The sequence below is a fragment of the Methylacidimicrobium cyclopophantes genome (assembly GCF_902143385.2).
GTDB lineage: Bacteria > Verrucomicrobiota > Verrucomicrobiia > Methylacidiphilales > Methylacidiphilaceae > Methylacidimicrobium > Methylacidimicrobium cyclopophantes.
This window is the reverse complement of the sequence record NZ_CABFUZ020000148.1, coordinates 1-15,232: the sequence shown is the minus strand read 5'-3', so window position 1 is coordinate 15,232 and position 15,232 is coordinate 1. Positions and strand designations below refer to the sequence as shown.

General features: G+C 62.3%; 13 protein-coding genes and 1 pseudogene. 8 read left to right on the top strand and 6 right to left on the bottom strand.

Features of this window, described 5'->3' with window-relative positions; translation table 11 throughout:
- Positions 1 to 135 precede the first annotated feature (135 nt).
- The 4 genes from rpsO to FN369_RS06945 all read left to right on the top strand — a co-directional run bounded on the left by rpsO (position 136) and on the right by FN369_RS06945 (position 4,320).
- Positions 136 to 402: a 30S ribosomal protein S15 gene (gene rpsO / locus FN369_RS06960; RefSeq protein WP_142525456.1), complete on the top strand. Its 267-nt coding sequence runs from the start codon at positions 136 to 138 to the stop codon at positions 400 to 402.
- Positions 403 to 472: 70 nt separating this feature from the next.
- Positions 473 to 2,614, top strand: a complete 2,142-nt coding sequence (locus tag FN369_RS06955) for a polyribonucleotide nucleotidyltransferase (RefSeq protein WP_142525455.1) — start codon at positions 473 to 475, stop codon at positions 2,612 to 2,614.
- An 83-nt stretch (positions 2,615 to 2,697) separates the two neighbouring features.
- Positions 2,698 to 3,174, top strand: coding sequence for a redoxin domain-containing protein (locus tag FN369_RS06950; protein ID WP_142525454.1), 477 nt, complete (start codon positions 2,698 to 2,700; stop codon positions 3,172 to 3,174).
- Between the two features lie 51 nt (positions 3,175 to 3,225).
- Entirely contained in the window at positions 3,226 to 4,320 is a 1,095-nt protein-coding gene (locus FN369_RS06945) for a 6-phosphofructokinase (protein WP_142525453.1), read from the top strand.
- A 1-nt stretch (position 4,321) separates the two neighbouring features.
- On the opposite strand, the gene FN369_RS06940 is transcribed toward FN369_RS06945, so the two are convergent.
- From FN369_RS06940 to FN369_RS06930, 3 genes are all read right to left on the bottom strand, one after another.
- A complete protein-coding gene (locus FN369_RS06940) occupies positions 4,322 to 4,882 on the bottom strand; it encodes a Slp family lipoprotein (protein ID WP_142525452.1) in 561 nt (186 codons plus the stop codon).
- 190 nt (positions 4,883 to 5,072) lie between these two features.
- Positions 5,073 to 5,630 carry a Slp family lipoprotein gene (locus tag FN369_RS06935; protein ID WP_142525451.1) on the bottom strand — a complete coding sequence of 186 codons (558 nt, stop codon included), beginning with the start codon at positions 5,628 to 5,630 and terminating at the stop codon, positions 5,073 to 5,075.
- Positions 5,631 to 5,652: 22 nt separating this feature from the next.
- On the bottom strand, positions 5,653 to 6,219 hold the full coding sequence (locus FN369_RS06930; RefSeq protein ID WP_142525450.1) for a Slp family lipoprotein: 567 nt from the start codon (positions 6,217 to 6,219) through the stop codon (positions 5,653 to 5,655).
- 203 nt (positions 6,220 to 6,422) lie between these two features.
- Between FN369_RS06930 and FN369_RS06925 the strand changes: the two genes are divergently transcribed.
- The gene (locus FN369_RS06925; RefSeq protein WP_246189601.1) at positions 6,423 to 7,073 is read left to right on the top strand and encodes an energy transducer TonB; all 651 of its coding nucleotides are present in this window, start codon (positions 6,423 to 6,425) and stop codon (positions 7,071 to 7,073) included.
- 28 nt (positions 7,074 to 7,101) lie between these two features.
- On the opposite strand, the gene FN369_RS06920 is transcribed toward FN369_RS06925, so the two are convergent.
- Positions 7,102 to 7,878, bottom strand: a complete 777-nt coding sequence (locus tag FN369_RS06920) for a hypothetical protein (protein ID WP_142525449.1) — start codon at positions 7,876 to 7,878, stop codon at positions 7,102 to 7,104.
- Between the two features lie 329 nt (positions 7,879 to 8,207).
- Between FN369_RS06920 and FN369_RS06915 the strand changes: the two genes are divergently transcribed.
- From FN369_RS06915 to FN369_RS06905, 3 genes are all read left to right on the top strand, one after another.
- A complete protein-coding gene (locus FN369_RS06915) occupies positions 8,208 to 11,210 on the top strand; it encodes a tubulin-like doman-containing protein (protein WP_246189600.1) in 3,003 nt (1,000 codons plus the stop codon).
- Positions 11,211 to 11,246: 36 nt separating this feature from the next.
- A complete protein-coding gene (locus FN369_RS06910; RefSeq protein ID WP_142525448.1) occupies positions 11,247 to 12,875 on the top strand; it encodes a phosphate ABC transporter substrate-binding/OmpA family protein in 1,629 nt (542 codons plus the stop codon).
- A gap of 218 nt (positions 12,876 to 13,093) precedes the next feature.
- Entirely contained in the window at positions 13,094 to 14,596 is a 1,503-nt protein-coding gene (locus FN369_RS06905; RefSeq protein ID WP_142525447.1) for a hypothetical protein, read from the top strand.
- Between the two features lie 43 nt (positions 14,597 to 14,639).
- Here FN369_RS06905 and thiS read toward each other — a convergent pair whose 3' ends face one another.
- Positions 14,640 to 14,852 carry a sulfur carrier protein ThiS gene (gene thiS, locus FN369_RS06900; RefSeq protein ID WP_178087735.1) on the bottom strand — a complete coding sequence of 71 codons (213 nt, stop codon included), beginning with the start codon at positions 14,850 to 14,852 and terminating at the stop codon, positions 14,640 to 14,642.
- Positions 14,825 to 15,232: pseudogene (locus FN369_RS06895) on the bottom strand (2-iminoacetate synthase ThiH); the annotation flags it as partial. The gene thiS and the pseudogene FN369_RS06895, both read right to left, overlap by 28 nt.

Sequence of the window (15,232 nt, the reverse complement as noted above, 5' to 3'; positions counted from 1 at the left end):
GGCTCGAAGAGCGCGAGCCGGTCCGGTCGATCGGAGGGCGCCCCTCCGCGCGGAAGCCGAAGGGGGCGCACCGCGAGAAAACAATTGGCGAACGAGAGCCCTCTCCAGTATCTTCATTCAAAAAAAGAGAAAGCGATGCTCGATCAGGAGAAGAAACAAGAAATCATCACAGGGTTTCGTCGTCACGACAGCGACACAGGGTCGGCGACCGTCCAGGTAGCTCTCTTAACCCGAAGAATCCAGCAACTGACCGATCACCTTCGGCAGAATCAAAAGGATCATAGCTCGAGGCGCGGCCTATTGCGGATGGTGAGTCGTCGGCGCAAGCTCTTGGATTACTTGAATCGGACGGAGCCTGTCAGCTACCGCGACCTGATTGGTCGGTTGTCGTTGCGCAAGTAGCCGTTGCTACTGGAGCAGCGGAGCTCCGGATGGAGGGCTCCGACAGATCGCAGAGAAGAAAGGATAAGGAATGGAACTTCCAGTACGCGTATCGGTCGCTTGTGGGGAATCGCCGATCACTTTACAGACCGGGAAATTGGCGAAGCTCGCCGATGGGGCGGCGGTGGTTAGTTGCGGAGAGACGGTGGTCTTGGCGACCGTTGTCTCCACGAAATCGGTCAAGCCGGAACAAGACTTTTTGCCCCTCCAGGTAGAATATCGGGAGCGGGCGGCCGCCGCCGGCCGGATTCCGGGAGGATATTTTCGGCGGGAGGGGCGCCCGACCGAAAAAGAGATCCTCACGGCGCGGATGATCGACAGGCCGCTGCGCCCGCTCTTCCCTAAGGGGTATTTTTACGAAACTCAGGTCATTCTCGCCCTCCTCTCCGCGGATGCGCAAAACGACCCCGACATCTTGGCCATCAATGCCGCTTCCCTGGCTCTGATGGTTTCGGATATCCCCTTTGCGGGTCCCGTCGGGGCGGTTCGTCTGGGCCGGCTCGAGGGAAAATGGACGGTCAACCCGACGCATCGGGATCGGCAGTTCAGTGACCTCGATCTGGTCTACGTAGGAACGGAAACCGAAGCCCTCATGATCGAAGGAAGCGCCCGAGAGCTGCCCGAGGCGGACTTCCAGCGCGCCCTGGAGGTTGCGCAGGAAGCGATCGAGGGGTTGATCCGTGGCCAAAAGGAGATTGCGGCCAAGGTCGGGCGAGTGAAGCGGAGCTACAGCTGCTTTCTGCCCGATCCCCAGATCCTCCAATTCTCCGCCGAGCTGGTGGGACATCGGCTGGAGGAGGCGTTGTACCTCCCGCAAAAACAGGATCGGGAGAGCGCCTTGGAGCAGCTAAGGGCGGAGCTGGTCGAAAGGGTTCGCGAACGCTTCCCGACGGCCTCGGATGCCGATGTCGCTCGGGCATTCACGAAGCTGCAGCAGCAGCTCTTCCGGCACCGCGTCCTGGAGGAAGGCAAACGGTGCGATGGAAGGAGATTCGACGAGGTCCGGCCGCTGTCGGCCGAGACCGGGATCCTCCCCCGAGTGCATGGGACCGCACTCTTCGCCCGCGGAGAGACGCAGGCTCTCTGCATGGCGACGCTGGCCTCGCTGAGCGAGGCGCAGGAGATCGATGCCTACGGAGGCGGGGAGACGACAAAGCGATTCCTCCTTCACTACAACTTTCCTCCCTTCAGCGTGGGGGAGGTGGGGCGGATTGGAGGACAGAGCCGCCGCGAGATCGGCCACGGAGCGCTCGCCGAGCGTTCGATTTTCCAGGTCGTCCCGCCCGAATCGAGCTTCCCGTACGCCATTCGGGTGAATTCGGAAATTTTGGAGTCCAACGGGTCTACCTCCATGGCCACCGTCTGTGGGGGAACCCTTGCGCTCATGGATGCCGGCGTTCCCCTCAAAGCTCCGGTTGCGGGAATTTCCGTCGGATTAGTCACCGAACCGGACGAAGCGGGGAAAATCCGGAGACATGTCCTGCTGACCGACATCCTCGGCTTGGAAGACCACTATGGCGATATGGATTTCAAGTTGGCGGGCACGGAGCAGGGAGTGACCGGCTTCCAGCTCGACTTGAAGCTTCCGGGCATCCCGATCCCGCTCCTGCAGGAAGCAATCGATCGGGCGGCCGCGGCCAGGCGGCAGATCCTGGCCTTCATGCAGCAGGTGATGCAGTCGCCGCGCAAGGAGCTTTCGAAGCACGCGCCGCGTATCGACACGCTCAAGATTCATCCGGACAAGATCGGGCTCCTGATCGGCCCGGGAGGCAAGAACATCAAGAGGATCTCGGCGGAGAGCGGGGCGGAGATCAGCGTGGAAGACGATGGGACCGTCCGCATCTATTCGCCCGATAGCAACGCGATGGCGGTGGCCCGGGAGCTGGTGGAAGAGGTGGTCGGCGAGTTGGTCGTGGGCGGCCTCTACCGCGGACGGGTAAGCGGGATCAAGGATTTCGGCTGTTTCGTGGAGATTCGCGGAAAGGGCGAGGGCTTGGTTCATATTTCGGAACTTGCGGAGACGCCCGTCCGACGCGTCGAGGAAGTCGTTCGGATGGGGGAAGAGGTCTGGATCAAGTGCATTGGCATCGACGATCGTGGCCGCTATAAATTCAGCCGGAAGGCCGCGCTTCGCGACAAGCGTCTGGAGCAGGAGCAGACAGCCGCTTCCTAGGATAGGAGCGGCGGTCGGTCTCCCTTCCGGCGTCAGGCGCAAGAAGCGGAGCGAGCGGACGGCTCAAGGCGGGAGGAGGACGAATGGCACTACCGGTAGGAGCAGCAGCACCAGACTTTACGCTCAAGCGAAAAACCCCAGAGGGGCTCGTCGACGTCGCATTGAGCTCCTTTCGAGGAAAGAAGGTCGTTCTTCTCTTCTTCCCCCTCGCCTTTACAAGCGTCTGCACCGAGGAGATGTGCCGGATGACCGACGGCATTCAGGAGTACGCGCGGCTGGATGCATCGGTCCTGGCCGTGAGCGTGGATAGCCCCTTTTCGCAGGAAGCTTGGGCGCAGAAGGAAGGAATCCGGATTCCCCTCCTTTCGGACCTCAACAAGGAGGTCAGCCGGGCTTACGGGGTGCTTTTCCCCGGAGTCTTGGGCATCGGCGATGTAGCGGCTCGGGCGGCCTTCGTGATCGATCGGGAAGGGAAGATCGCCTATTCGGAGGTGACTCCCAATCCGACGGTGCTTCCCGACTTCTCCGCCATCGAAGCAGCGGTAAGAAATCTTCCGTAGACGCCGACTAGGGAACTAGGGAAGGAAGCGGGAACGCGACAACAAGGCGGTATGGCGGCGTTCCGTATCGGCATCTTCACGAGCGGCGGAGATTGCCCGGGCCTCAATGCGGTGATCCGTGCCGTGGTGGCAGCCGCCAGCCAGCATGGCTGGGAAGTCTACGGCTTCATCGACGGCTTCGAGGGGCTTCTCTCGCCGGTCCGCTATCGCATCCTGGAGGAGAACGCGACCGTCGGGATCGCAAGCTTGGGTGGGACCATTCTCGGCACGACCAATCGGGGACGATTTGCGACGCGGGTCGGGCTGGGACAGATTCAGCAGATCCCCAAGGCGGTGCTCGACGAGGTCTGGGAGACGGTGGAGGGATTGGAGATCGGCGGTCTCATCTGCATCGGCGGGGACGGCTCCCTCACGGCGGCCCAACAGCTCTTCGAGGTAAAATTGCCGATCGTCGGCGTCCCCAAGACGATCGATAACGACATCTCGGCGACCTCGATCTCCTTCGGGTTCTACTCGGCCGTGGAGTTTGTCACGCAGGCGCTCGATCGATTGCGTTCGACCGCCACCAGCCACAGACGGGTCATGGTCGTGGAGGTGATGGGGCGGTACGCAGGGTGGATCGCGCTTTTCGGCGGGTTGGCGGGCGGAGCCGACGTGATCCTCTTGCCGGAGATCCCCTTTCATTATGAGAAAATCGCGCACGAGGTGCGCAAGCGCATCGCGGAAGGCGCCCTCCAGACGATGATCGTGGTCGCCGAAGGAGCCCGCCCCGACCATGGACAATTCGTGACGCAAGACGAAGAAACGGAGAAGGGGGTTCTGGGAGAGATCCGACTGGGCGGCATCGGCCGCCATGTGGCCAAGATGGTCGAGCAGATGACGGGTCAAGAGAGCCGGGAGGTCGTGTTGGGCCATCTCCAGCGCGGCGGGCCTCCGACGGCGTTGGATCGGAATCTCGGGATGCTCTTCGGGGTTGCGGCGGTGCGGTTGGTCGAGCAGAAGCGCTTCGGAGAAATGGTGGCATTTCAGAATGGGCATGTAGGGTCGGTACCGATCCGGGAGGCGATTCGAGCAACCAAGACGGTGCCGCCCGATTGCGAGGAGATCGCCGCGGCAAGGGCGGTCGGCATCGCATTCGGCGATTAGGCTACCAAAACGTCATCGGCGGGACCATGCCCCAAGCGGTGCCCCAATCCATTCCCGGATAGCCCCACCCCCACTCCATGCGAGGATAGGTCCAGTAGGCGCTGTTCGCCTCGTGCTGCCGCCACAGGTGGATCTTGGTCGCAGCAATCAGAGGATAGATGTAGCGCCTTTCTCCGATTCGGCCCGGCTGCGGGCCCACCACGCGGCCGATGACCGTGATTTCGCGGCCCTTGGCGTAGGTGGAGAGATCCAGAGATCCCGAGATGCCTACCAGAAAGCGACCGTCGCTCTTGTCGGAGGAGACGGGGTGGTCGTAGGCGTTGAGTTCCTTCTCGAGGATTTCGAGGAAGGTCGCCCGGTTCCGGTGCTTGGCGTAGAGGATGGTTCCGCCGAGTAGGACCATGCGTCCCCGGTAGGCGGAAGGGTTAGCCCGAATCGCGCCGAAGGAGGGTTGATCGCGTATCTGCTTCCTTACCTCACTCGAGAACGGGCTGCAGCCGGCGAGGAGTAGGAGGAGAAGAAGGCCCGCCGGCCTCGTCTCCCTGAGCCAAAACCGATCCATCGGCGTTTCCTCGGTTGCCAAGCCGCATCCGAAGACGAAGCAAGACCAACGCCCACGGGCCGCCGTCTTCGGTCTGCTTTCACTGAGGATATCGTAGCACGCCGGGGCGTGATCGGCACGGAGGAGCGGAGAGGGGCGGGAGAAAGAGAGAACGGAAAAGAGCTCCCTCGAAGCGCAGCCGGAGAACCGATTACCACCACCACGGACCCATTCCCCAGCCCATTCCCATCCCCATGTAGGGATAGCCCCAGCCCCACCCCATGCCGGGATATCCCCAGGCATAATCGGCGGAGGTATATTGCGACCAGAGATGGATGTGGGTGGCTGCGATGACGGGGTAGGTGTATGGTTTTTCCCCGATGACGCCGGGCTGCGGGGCGGCGACGCGGCCGACGACCGTAATGTCACGGCCTTTGCTGTAGACGGAAGGATCGAGAAAGGTCGACGTTCGCACCAAGAAGCGCCCGCCGATCTTGTCGGATGGGATCGGGCGATCGGAGCTGTCGAGCCGCTCCTGGAGAACTTCGATCAGCGTGACATCCTTGAGATTCTTCGTCTGGGCAATGGTGCCGCCGAGCATGACCATGCGTCCTCGGTAGGCGGAGGGGCGTGCCCGAATCGCGCCGAAGGAGGGCTGATCGCGCACCTGTTTCTTTACCTCGCTCGAGAAGGGGCTGCAGCCGACAACGAGGAGGCCGAGGAGCAGCCAAGCGGTGAGCAGCCTTTTCCTGGGGAAGTAGGGAGCCATAAGGCGGACGCCGCTCCTGCGGTTACCACATCCCGAATCCGGGGAAGAAGCCCATCCCGGGCCCCCACATTCCCGGCTCATAGCCCCAATTCATCATGGCCCAGTCGTAATCCGAGCCGACGGCGCTCACCGGGCGCCAGAGATGAATCTGGGAGATCGAGATGACTGGATAGCTGTAGCTCCTCTTGCCGATCCTACCCGGCTGGACGCCGCTGACTCGGCCGGCCACGGTGACTTCTTTGCCGCGCTTGTAGATGGTCGGATCGAGAAACTTCGGGGTTACCGCGAGGAAGCGTCCGCCCGATTGATCGGTGGACGAGGGGCGTTCGCCGCTTCCCAAAGGGTGCTGTACGATTTCGAGGACCGTCGCGCTCTTCCGGTTTTGGATTTGGGCGATCTTGCCGCCGAGGATGACGAGTCTCCCCTGGTAGGCGGCGGGGTTGTGCCGAAGAGCTCCGAAGGAAGGTTGGTTCCGGGCGGCCTCCACGGTCGATTCGGAAAAGGGCCCTCCACATCCCGTGAGGGTGGCGAGCAGGAGGGCCGCAATGGAAATGGCAAGGATGAGCCGCGCTCCATTTCTTTGGCGCATGATCCTTGAGCTATGGGCGATTCCCGCTTCCTCCGTCAAGGCCAAAGAGCTTCCCCGAGGGGAAGACGGGGTTTCGTCCGGGAAAGGAAAAAATGGATTTTGCGGCATCTGGCGTCCATGCAATGGTAGAACATCGCCCAGCGGCTTGGGGAAGGCCCGGCGGAAGCGGTCGCGGCGGGGAGCGACGACAGGAGAACGAGAGGATGGAACGGGAACGGTGGATCGGTCTTTTGGCGTCTGCGGCTCTTCACGCGGGGATTTTGCTGGGATTGAATGGCTCGATCGTCCATCGAGCTCAGTACGGCATGGCGCAGGGGGAGAACTCCGTCGCCGTCGACCTGGTGGAAGGGGCGTCGGAATCGGAAGCGACGCCGGAGCTCCCTCCGCAACCGCAAGTTCTCCCCAAGCCGGCTCCCGAGGAGATGGCGCAGGCGATCGAGCGGAAGCCGACTCCCCGGATCGTGGAGCATAAGGAGTCGGAGAAGTCTCCGCGAAGCGCCCAATCGGTGGCCGCGCGAGGGAAGGGCGTCTCCGGGGTGGGGCGGGATGCCATTACCTTGCGGCGCGCCAGCGGCACGACGAGCGCTCAGCCCGACTATCTCCGCAATCCACCGCCTCCCTATCCTGAGGAGTGCCGTTGTCGAGGCCAGCAGGGAACGGTGGTGCTGAAGGTGTTGGTTTCCCCCCACGGGGCAGCGGAGTCTGTCGCGGTGAGCCGAAGCTCGGGATTTGGACCGCTCGATCGGGCCGCGCTCGAAGCGGTCCGCCGGTGGCGCTTTCGAGCGGCGACGATCGGAGGGACGCCCGTCGAATCGTATGTGATGGTCCCGATTCGCTTCGTCCTCGAAAACTAGCGTCCGCAAGGCAACCGCCGAGGCGACGTCAGGCTCGGATCTGAATGTCCTGATAGGCCGCCCACCCGATCAAGGTGAAGGGCACCGATTGGACGGCGAGGAAGAGGAGCAAAAGGATCAGCCGGAGTCGAGGCACGAGCTTCGGCGTTTGCTCGTCGAGCTCCTTCTTCACGTAGTCCGCGACGATGCCGATCGCCCTGGTGTCGGGGTAGACGGCGTTGGGCTGGACGTTCAAATATTGCTGGACGTCCCGGGAGACGGCCTCTTCGGCGGTGCGGACATGGACGGAGAGGATCCAGCTCAGGAAGGGGTGCATCCGCTGGAAGTTGCGGGCCGCGCCGTTCGCGTAGATCTTGGCGACCACGAACTTGGTGTTCGGATTCGTCAGAGGGACGATCGGTCCGCCGCTCTGGTCCTGCCAGAGTGCCGGGTTATGCGGCTCTTGGCCGAGCTGCCAGACGGTCTTCCGGGCCTCCTCGAAGGTGCTGCTCTTCCAGGATTGGTTTGCTTGGAGCGAGGCCGCCCAGAGATCGACGAACTGCGTGCCCGCCGTCTTCGCGTGGCTCAGGGCAAAGAAAAGCAGGGCGCTTGCCAAGGTGGCCAGGGCTGCGACGGCGCAAAAAAAGTGGTGAATCGGGTTGGCATGAAAGAGCAGATTCCAGAGCTTGGTGTAGTTGCTGGCCAGCCACCAGCAGCCGCCGGCCAACAGGACGGCCGCCGCGAACGCCAGGAGGAATTGCCCCGTTGCTTCGACAAGGAAGAGAAGGATGCAGGAGGTCGTTACGGCGAGAAGGTCTCCGAGCATGGCGGGCCTCCGGGTTGTAGGAAGATCGAGAAGCTCGAGTCAAGTCGCCTGGCAAGAAACTCTTTCTCGCTGCTGCGAGCCGAACGGTCGCGAGACCCGGGATCTCGAAGCGGGAAAGGCTCGGGGAGTCGGAGCAAAAGGGATTGCTTTTTTCCGCCGCCTAGGTAATCCGAATCAGGGTAAACCCTCGATAGCGATCGATTCTGCTACATCGGAGGAACTTTCTCCCATGGATAAGGAGCGGAAGCTCCTGCCGGCGAAACGATCTGCGTGGGTCCATGCCCGAAGATCTTCATGAATCACCGCCGATTAGGAAGTGGACAGCATCGATGAACCCGAATCACATGATCATCGGCCTCGGGGGGACGGGAGGCAAAATCATCCGAGCGGTCCGAAAGACCATCTTTCAGGAATTTCGGAGCTTGAACCCGGAAGACGTCAGTATCGGATACCTGTATATCGATTCGAGCGACGAGCTCATGCGGCTCGACGATCCGACGTGGAAGATCCTGGGACAGAGCGTCCAATTGGGCCCGAACAGTCAGCTCCACATCCGCTGCTCCAACCTCTCTTCGATCTTGGAAAACTTGACGAATTATCCGGGCATCCGACCCTGGATCGGCGATCGGGCGATCTGGAACGATATTCTCGGGGGGATCGTAGGCGATGCGATCGGCGGGCAGAAACGGAGGCTCGGCCGTTTTCTCTTCGCCAACCATGCGACCGAGTTCTGCGACAGGCTGACTTCCCAGGTGCGGGAATTGCAGGCGGGCGGAGAGACCAGCGTCACGTTTCATGTCTGTACCGGTTTGGCCGGAGGGACGGGCAGCGGAACGATCCTCGATGTTCTCTGCCAGATCCGCCGACTCTATCCCGACTCTCTTCAGTATCGGATCATCGGCTATCTTCTGCTCCCCGAAGAGCATCCCAAGCCCAACTGGAACACCGGGAACTACCACGCCAACGGTTATGCCGCACTGGCGGAGCTCAACGCGCTGAGCATCGGGAAATTCGTTCCCTGCAACATCGCCGGGGACGGCGGGAAGATGACGGGCTTGCAGACTCCGTTCAACGGAGCCTATCTCTTCACCACCCATAATGAGAACGGGCTCGCGCTCAGCGTCGACGACATTCCGAACGTCGTCGCGGATTTTCTCTACCAGAAGATCGTAACGGTTCGAAAGGTCAACTGGGCGAGCCTGGCCCGGCAGGAGAACGCGGAAAACGGGGACGGAATGCCCGAGACGATTCCGGGGACCAACGTCGGCGTTCGATCGAAGCGGTGGCTCGCCTTCGGGGTCAAGCGGATCGCGGTGCCGGAGGAAGAAATCGCCGAATATCTCGCGTATCAATTCGCGCGGCAGGCGGCGCTGCAGCTCCGCTACAACAACTGGTCGGAGACGGAGGGGTATCTTCCGAATGCCAAGAACGTCGATCTGATGAGCTACGTCAGCGCTCCGGAACAGCTCGAGCGATGGCTTCTTTCCGACGAGCACTTGCTATTGTCCTCTCCGGTCTTGGAGGCCGATGGGACCCAGGGGCGCTGGCAGCCGATCGGCCGCTACTGGACGACCGTTACCGGAGCGTTCAAGCAAGATATCGAGGAGAGGGAGGAGGGGGCCAAGTGGCTCGACAGCCTGAAGGGAAGGCTCGAGCTCCGTTTCAGCGATCAATATCGGGGACACGGCGTCAAAGCCTTTTATCAGACCGTCTCGGCCTCCGCCCGGGAGCGGGCGCGGGAGATTCGGCAAAAGCTCGAGAGGGAGCTTTTCGGGAACTGGCGGGACGGGGCTCGGTCGGTCCATGAGATCAGCGGGCTGGTCGGGAGCGTGATCACCTATTTGCGAAATCGTTCGGAGCGTTTCGACGACGACGTCGCGAAGGCGAAGGCTCAGGAGGAAGCGCTCTCCAAGAAGCTCAAGGACCAGGAGAAGGAGTGGGCAAAGGTCGGGGTCATCTCCGACATGTTCGGCAAGAGAAAGCGGCTCTTCGATATCTGTGCCTTGACCCTCCAAGACCTCTACGCCTGCCGAACCCGCATCGAAGGCTGGCAGTTCGCCAAGAAGTTCACCCCGGTCTTGCTCGAGGAGATCACCCAACTGAAAGCCGAGCTCGATCGGAGTTCGGCTATGATCGCCGAAGCGGTCAAAAACTTCGAGGAGCAGATCGCGGAGCGCTGCGTCGAAGACAGCAGCCAAGTCGATTACCGGCAGCAGATCATCCGGTTCTACGATCCGGAGCTCGTTCGGATCGTCACGCGGAGGCTGACGAAGGATGCCCGGGAGCAGCTCACCCAGACGCAGCGGGTCCGCTCCGCTCTGGTGGCTCTGCTGGGAGACAAGCTCGACTTTCGTACGTTCAACGAGCGGATCAACAAGACGACCTTTTTGGACGTTCTCGAGAACCAGTGCATGGAAAATGCGAAGATCTCGCACAATAATCTGATCGAAAGCACCAAGGAGAGGCTGATCGGAGTCAGCATCATCGACAAGCTCCGCGACCGCTACGGGGATCGGCAGGCGCTTCGGCTTTTCATCGACGGGATCGTCAAGGCGGCCGGGAACTACTTGATCTTCAACCCGGACGAGATCAAGCGGTCGGCTCCCGGCATCAATCCGGCGGCGCAAATCTGCGTCTCCAACTTCACGGTGATTCTTCCCAAGGCTCCCGAAGCCGAAGATTTCGTGAAGATGCTGCGGGAGATCTTTTGGGAGTGCGTGCAGACCACGGCTCGCGAGTTTCTCGACGGAAGCAAACCCAACGAGATCATTTTGACGAGCGTCACCAACCTCTTCCCGCTGCGCGTCGTCCAGTTGCTCTCCTTTCTTCGGGCTCGATACCTCGAGCGGGTGAACGGGCAGAATCCCGCGCGGGCCCGGATGGAGCTTCACATCGAAGGCGACGGACAGTCGCTTCCGAGCCTTTTTCTCCCGAGCCGCGGGGAGTTGCAGGAGCGCATCGCCCCCTATCTCCTCCTTGGAATGGCCTTGGGGTTGATCGCCGGCCGGGAAAACGAGAGAGGGGCGCAGGAGCTGGCCATGCTGACGAAGGACGAGTTCGGTTTCGAGACCCCGCTCTTCTTGGAAGGAGCGACGATTCCGGAAGCGCTCGCGAATATCCCGGAACCGAAGGCCTTGACCCTGGAGGAGGCGGTAGGCAAACAGCTTGCCGATCCGGAAATCCGGCGGGATCCGAAACGGAACGAATTGACCCAAAAGGTGGTTTCGCTGGTGAACGATCTGGTCCGACAACTGCCTCCGACGGATCCCCGAGGGAAGTCGTTGCCGGACTGGGGGCGGAAAGCGGTGAAGCTTCTTCGCGGAGAAGGATGAGGGCGTTGCGGCGGAGAAAGGGAAAGCTGCCGAACCATGGCGGTTAGACGCGGGTACTGCGAGAACTTCGGGAACTGCCCGACCCGCGCGGATACCCGCTCGGTCGTGGAGGTTCCCGAAGGGAAGGATTTCGTATGTCCGGATTGCGGAACGCCTCTGGTGCCGGAAGAAGAGGTGCTTCACCCTCCGAGGAGAGGAGGGAAGCGGGGCATCCTTCTCCTCTCGCTGCTCCTTCTGATCGTAGGGGGAGGCGCCGGCCTCTGGCTGTCGCTTCGCGACCGCCCGCAGCCCTCGCTCGCGCCGAGTCCCGCTCTGCCTCCGCCCCCCAAGGCCTCTCTTCCTGTGGCCGAGCGGACTCTTTTCACCATTTCCGGCTCGCAAATCCTCGGGGAGAAGCTCGTTCCCGACTTGGTGCGGGCGTTCCTCTCCGAGGAGGGGTTGGCGTCCGGGGTCACGATCCACCGGGAAGGAGAGGGCCGCTCGCTCTCCGTCCGAGGAAGATCGGCAAACGGGGAGGGGGAGCTTTCGGTTCGCGTCATTCTCTCGAATACTCCCGATGGATGGAAGGATCTGGCGGCAGATGCGGCGCAAGTGGCGATGGCCTTTCGGAAGATTCGGCCGGAGGAGGCGGCTCTCTTCGGCAAGGCAATCAACATCACGGCCCCCGATTCGGAACATGTCATCGGGGTGAGCGGCATCGCGGTCATCGTCTCGGCCGCCTGCCCCGTTTCGAAGATCTCCTTGGGTGAACTCCGCAAGCTCTTCGGAGGATCGGTTCCGGACGGCAAGGCGATCGGCTTTCCACAGGGAAGACTCGTTCTCTATGCGCCGCCGGTCGCGTCGGGCAGCTGGCAGCTTTTTGCCCGAAGGGTTTTGGGGGAATCCCCCGTTTCCCCCGGGGTGGAGCGTCTGGAAAAGGGGGAGGAGATCTCCTCCCGGGTCGCCGGCGATCTCCACTCCTTGGGAATCGTCGATTTTCCACACATCGGGGCATGCAAGGCGCTGGCGCTTTACGAGAAGGAGACCAATCCGCTGGCTCCGACCTTTGCGTCGCTCGAGTCGGAAGCCTATCTCCTCTCGACTCGGCTCTACCTCTACACCAAGGGAAGCGGGCGAAATCCCGACGTAGACGCCTTCATGCAATTCGTTCTGTCCGATCGAGGGCAGCAGCAGGTGCAGAAGGCGGGTTTCATCGGAGCCACGACGAAGGCGGCGGAAGCGGCGGAGTCTCTCATTCAGCCGGCCGCGCAGATCCCGCGCAACGCCCCTTCCGGCTATCGGGATTTGGTGAGGGATGGGAATCGGGTCGCCTTCGACGTTCGTTTCCGGACGGGCAGTGCCGAGTTGGACAACAAGGCCCTCGTCGACATCCGGAGGCTGGCGAAGTTGATGGAGGGAAAGGGAGAGACGGGCGAAGCGGTCCTGCTGATCGGCTTTACGGACAATGTGGGGGATCGGGCTTACAATTTGCGCCTTTCCGTCGAACGGGCGCAGAGCGTGGGGCAGGCGCTTCGCGTCCTGGGGATCCCCGTCGCCGCCACCGCCGGAGAGGGAGACCAGATGCCGGTGGCCTCGAACGACACGCCGGAAGGCCGGGAGAAGAATCGCCGGGTTGAGCTCTGGATCGTTCGGGGGAAAGGGGAGAAAGCCTCCGTGCAGCCTTGATCTCCGCAGGTCTTACTTTGACAAGACGCGCGAGATGAGGGATGATTGCCTTACGTCGTCGGTCCAGGAGTCGTATGAGCGATCTGATTGATCCTGATGCGGATGTAAAACCTAGACCTCGTTCGGTCGATCCGGGATCCGATGGGCGTTCCAACACAACCCGGCCTTTTCCGAAGGATCGTTCTCCGAAGCCCGTCCGGAAAGGGAGATGTCCAAACGTGGGGGAGTGTTCCCATGGTGGAATGGTCGTCGAGGTTGCGGGGGAGGATCCCTTCGTCTGTCCGGAATGCGGCAGCGAGCTTCAGCCCGAGAGGAGACCGAAGGCGAGGGGGCGCAAGAAGCTTCTGCTTCTCTTTGCCTTTGTCGCGGCTCTCTGTCTTTTGGGCGTCGGATCCTACTTCGCCCTCGGGCCGTTCGTAGCCGCTTTGTTGGCACCGAAAAAGCCAGAGATCGGAGAGCGTGTAGTCGATGGCGGCTCCCCTCCCGGCGGGACGAGGATCGTGGAGCCCCCGCCGGAGAGAAAGCCGACGCTTGCGGAGGCGGAAGTGGCCTTAAGAAAGGAGCTGCCGCGGGGGATCTCCCTCGTTTCGCTCAAGTCGAATGAGGAGCGGAAGAACGCCGACGGTTCCTGGAACGAGACCTACGACGCGACCGTAGTCGCCGAAAGCGATCAGTATTGGGTTCCGATTGCCGACTTGGATGCGGCCAACCTCACGAAACGGCTGAGCGAAATTCCGGCTCCAGAGCGATCGTGGGCGCGTCGTCACTTGAAGGACTTGATCCTGACCCAGGACCAGGCGCCGGGTCAGGAGTATCTTTTTCACCGGAAGAAGCCGCTTGCTTCCCTTACGCCTGGGACGCCTTTCCCGTTTGCCTGGAAGGCGGTCGCTACGCTGGGAGAGGGTGGATCTTGGAAGTTCGTTTCGACGACGCCCCTGCCCTTTACAGCTCCCGCTCCGAGCGAGGGAGGGGCCGACATGCGGGTTGTCTTGCGGAGCAGCCCCGAGCTCGAGCAGGCGCAACTGCTCGAGGAGCAGCGGTGGGATCGCTTCGTCCAGCATTTGAAGGAGATTGAGCGGGAGGCTCGGGCCCGATATGCGGAGGTCATGGAGAATGCGCCGTCGCGCGTGCGGCGGCCCGATGTCTTCCGTGCGGGCAGCGGCGGGCCGACCACGATGGGGGAGGGAGCCGGGATTGGGGCCGCCGGAGGAGCCTTGGGGGGAGCCATGTTCGGCGGAGGGGAAGGAGCGGCCATCGGGGCCGGGCTCGGTGCGCTTTTCGGGGCGTTGGGAGGAGGGATCTACTCTCATCAGAAACAGCAGAAGCAATACGAAGCGGCGCTGGCCGAGAGGCGCAGTTACGAACGGCAGGCTTCCGCCGCCGAGCGCAACGCGCGCGAGCATCTCCTTCTCGAGTACGAGCAGGAGCTCCAAGAGCAAGCGCAGCAGAGGCTCTCCCTCTTGGCGGGCGGATCCGGGGGGAGTTCCAATGGATCTCCGGGCGGAGGAAACTCGAACAATCCGGGAGGTGGACCTCCGGCGATGCCCGCGTTCCCTTCGGATGGCTCCGGGCCGCCGCCGATGCCGCCGGTCCCCACGCAAGAGCCTTACGGCGCAGCTCCCTCCGCCGGCAATCCTCCCGCTCCGTTCGGAAGCGGTTCTCCTTTCTCTTCGCCGGATAACGGCGGTCCTCCGCCTCCGCCCCCTCCTCCCCCGGAGTAAGCCGGGAGAAGGTTCGCGCGCCTTTGCCGCAAGCTTCCTCTGCTTAGCCGCCGGCGACCACTCGCAGGATTTCCACGCGGTCTTCCTGCTGAAGTCGGCGTTCCGCCCATTCCCGCCTCGGAAGAACCTCCTTGTTCAACTCGACGAGAACCACTTTGGCGGGATATCCAAGCGAGAGGAGAAGATCTTCCACCGAGGTTCCAGCCGGGATCATCCGCTCTTTGCCGTTTACGAGGATGCGGCATTCGTCAGGCATTCTTCCCAATCCTTCCATACGGGCTCGTAGCCCAGCTCTCGAATCCGCTCGGCGATGACGCGGGGGGGGCGCTCGTCCGAAAGGGCGAATTGCCCCGTCGCCTCGACGGAGGATTCCGCAGGAGTCACCCGTTCCGCTCTGCCGCCGGTTGTCCGATGGAGCCGCTCCCTCCCCGCTCCCGTGTAACCCCCGGGGTCGGTCCGGGATCCGGCGCTGAGCATGGTGACGCCCAAGGGAATCAGCCGGTCGCGAAGCAGCGGAGGCTCACGGGTGGAGAGGACGAGCCCTACCTGGGGGAAGACGATCCGGATCGCGCAATGGAGCTGGGCAAACTCTCGGTCCGAGACGGGATGCTCGGGACGGAAGCCGCCGGCGGCCGG

Excerpts from the sequence above, each read along its gene's own strand:
- FN369_RS06955 (WP_142525455.1), top strand. The coding sequence starts at position 473 with ATGGAACTTCCAGTACGCGTATCGGTCGCTTGTGGGGAATCGCCGATC.
- FN369_RS06915 (WP_246189600.1), top strand. The coding sequence starts at position 8,208 with ATGAACCCGAATCACATGATCATCGGCCTCGGGGGGACGGGAGGCAAA.
- FN369_RS06935 (WP_142525451.1), bottom strand. The coding sequence starts at position 5,630 with ATGGCTCCCTACTTCCCCAGGAAAAGGCTGCTCACCGCTTGGCTGCTC.
- FN369_RS06940 (WP_142525452.1), bottom strand. The coding sequence starts at position 4,882 with ATGGATCGGTTTTGGCTCAGGGAGACGAGGCCGGCGGGCCTTCTTCTC.
- FN369_RS06950 (WP_142525454.1), top strand. The coding sequence starts at position 2,698 with ATGGCACTACCGGTAGGAGCAGCAGCACCAGACTTTACGCTCAAGCGA.
- rpsO (WP_142525456.1), top strand. The coding sequence starts at position 136 with ATGCTCGATCAGGAGAAGAAACAAGAAATCATCACAGGGTTTCGTCGT.
- FN369_RS06930 (WP_142525450.1), bottom strand. The coding sequence starts at position 6,219 with ATGCGCCAAAGAAATGGAGCGCGGCTCATCCTTGCCATTTCCATTGCG.
- FN369_RS06945 (WP_142525453.1), top strand. The coding sequence starts at position 3,226 with ATGGCGGCGTTCCGTATCGGCATCTTCACGAGCGGCGGAGATTGCCCG.
- FN369_RS06910 (WP_142525448.1), top strand. The coding sequence starts at position 11,247 with ATGGCGGTTAGACGCGGGTACTGCGAGAACTTCGGGAACTGCCCGACC.
- FN369_RS06920 (WP_142525449.1), bottom strand. The coding sequence starts at position 7,878 with ATGCTCGGAGACCTTCTCGCCGTAACGACCTCCTGCATCCTTCTCTTC.
- thiS (WP_178087735.1), bottom strand. The coding sequence starts at position 14,852 with ATGCCTGACGAATGCCGCATCCTCGTAAACGGCAAAGAGCGGATGATC.
- FN369_RS06925 (WP_246189601.1), top strand. The coding sequence starts at position 6,423 with ATGGAACGGGAACGGTGGATCGGTCTTTTGGCGTCTGCGGCTCTTCAC.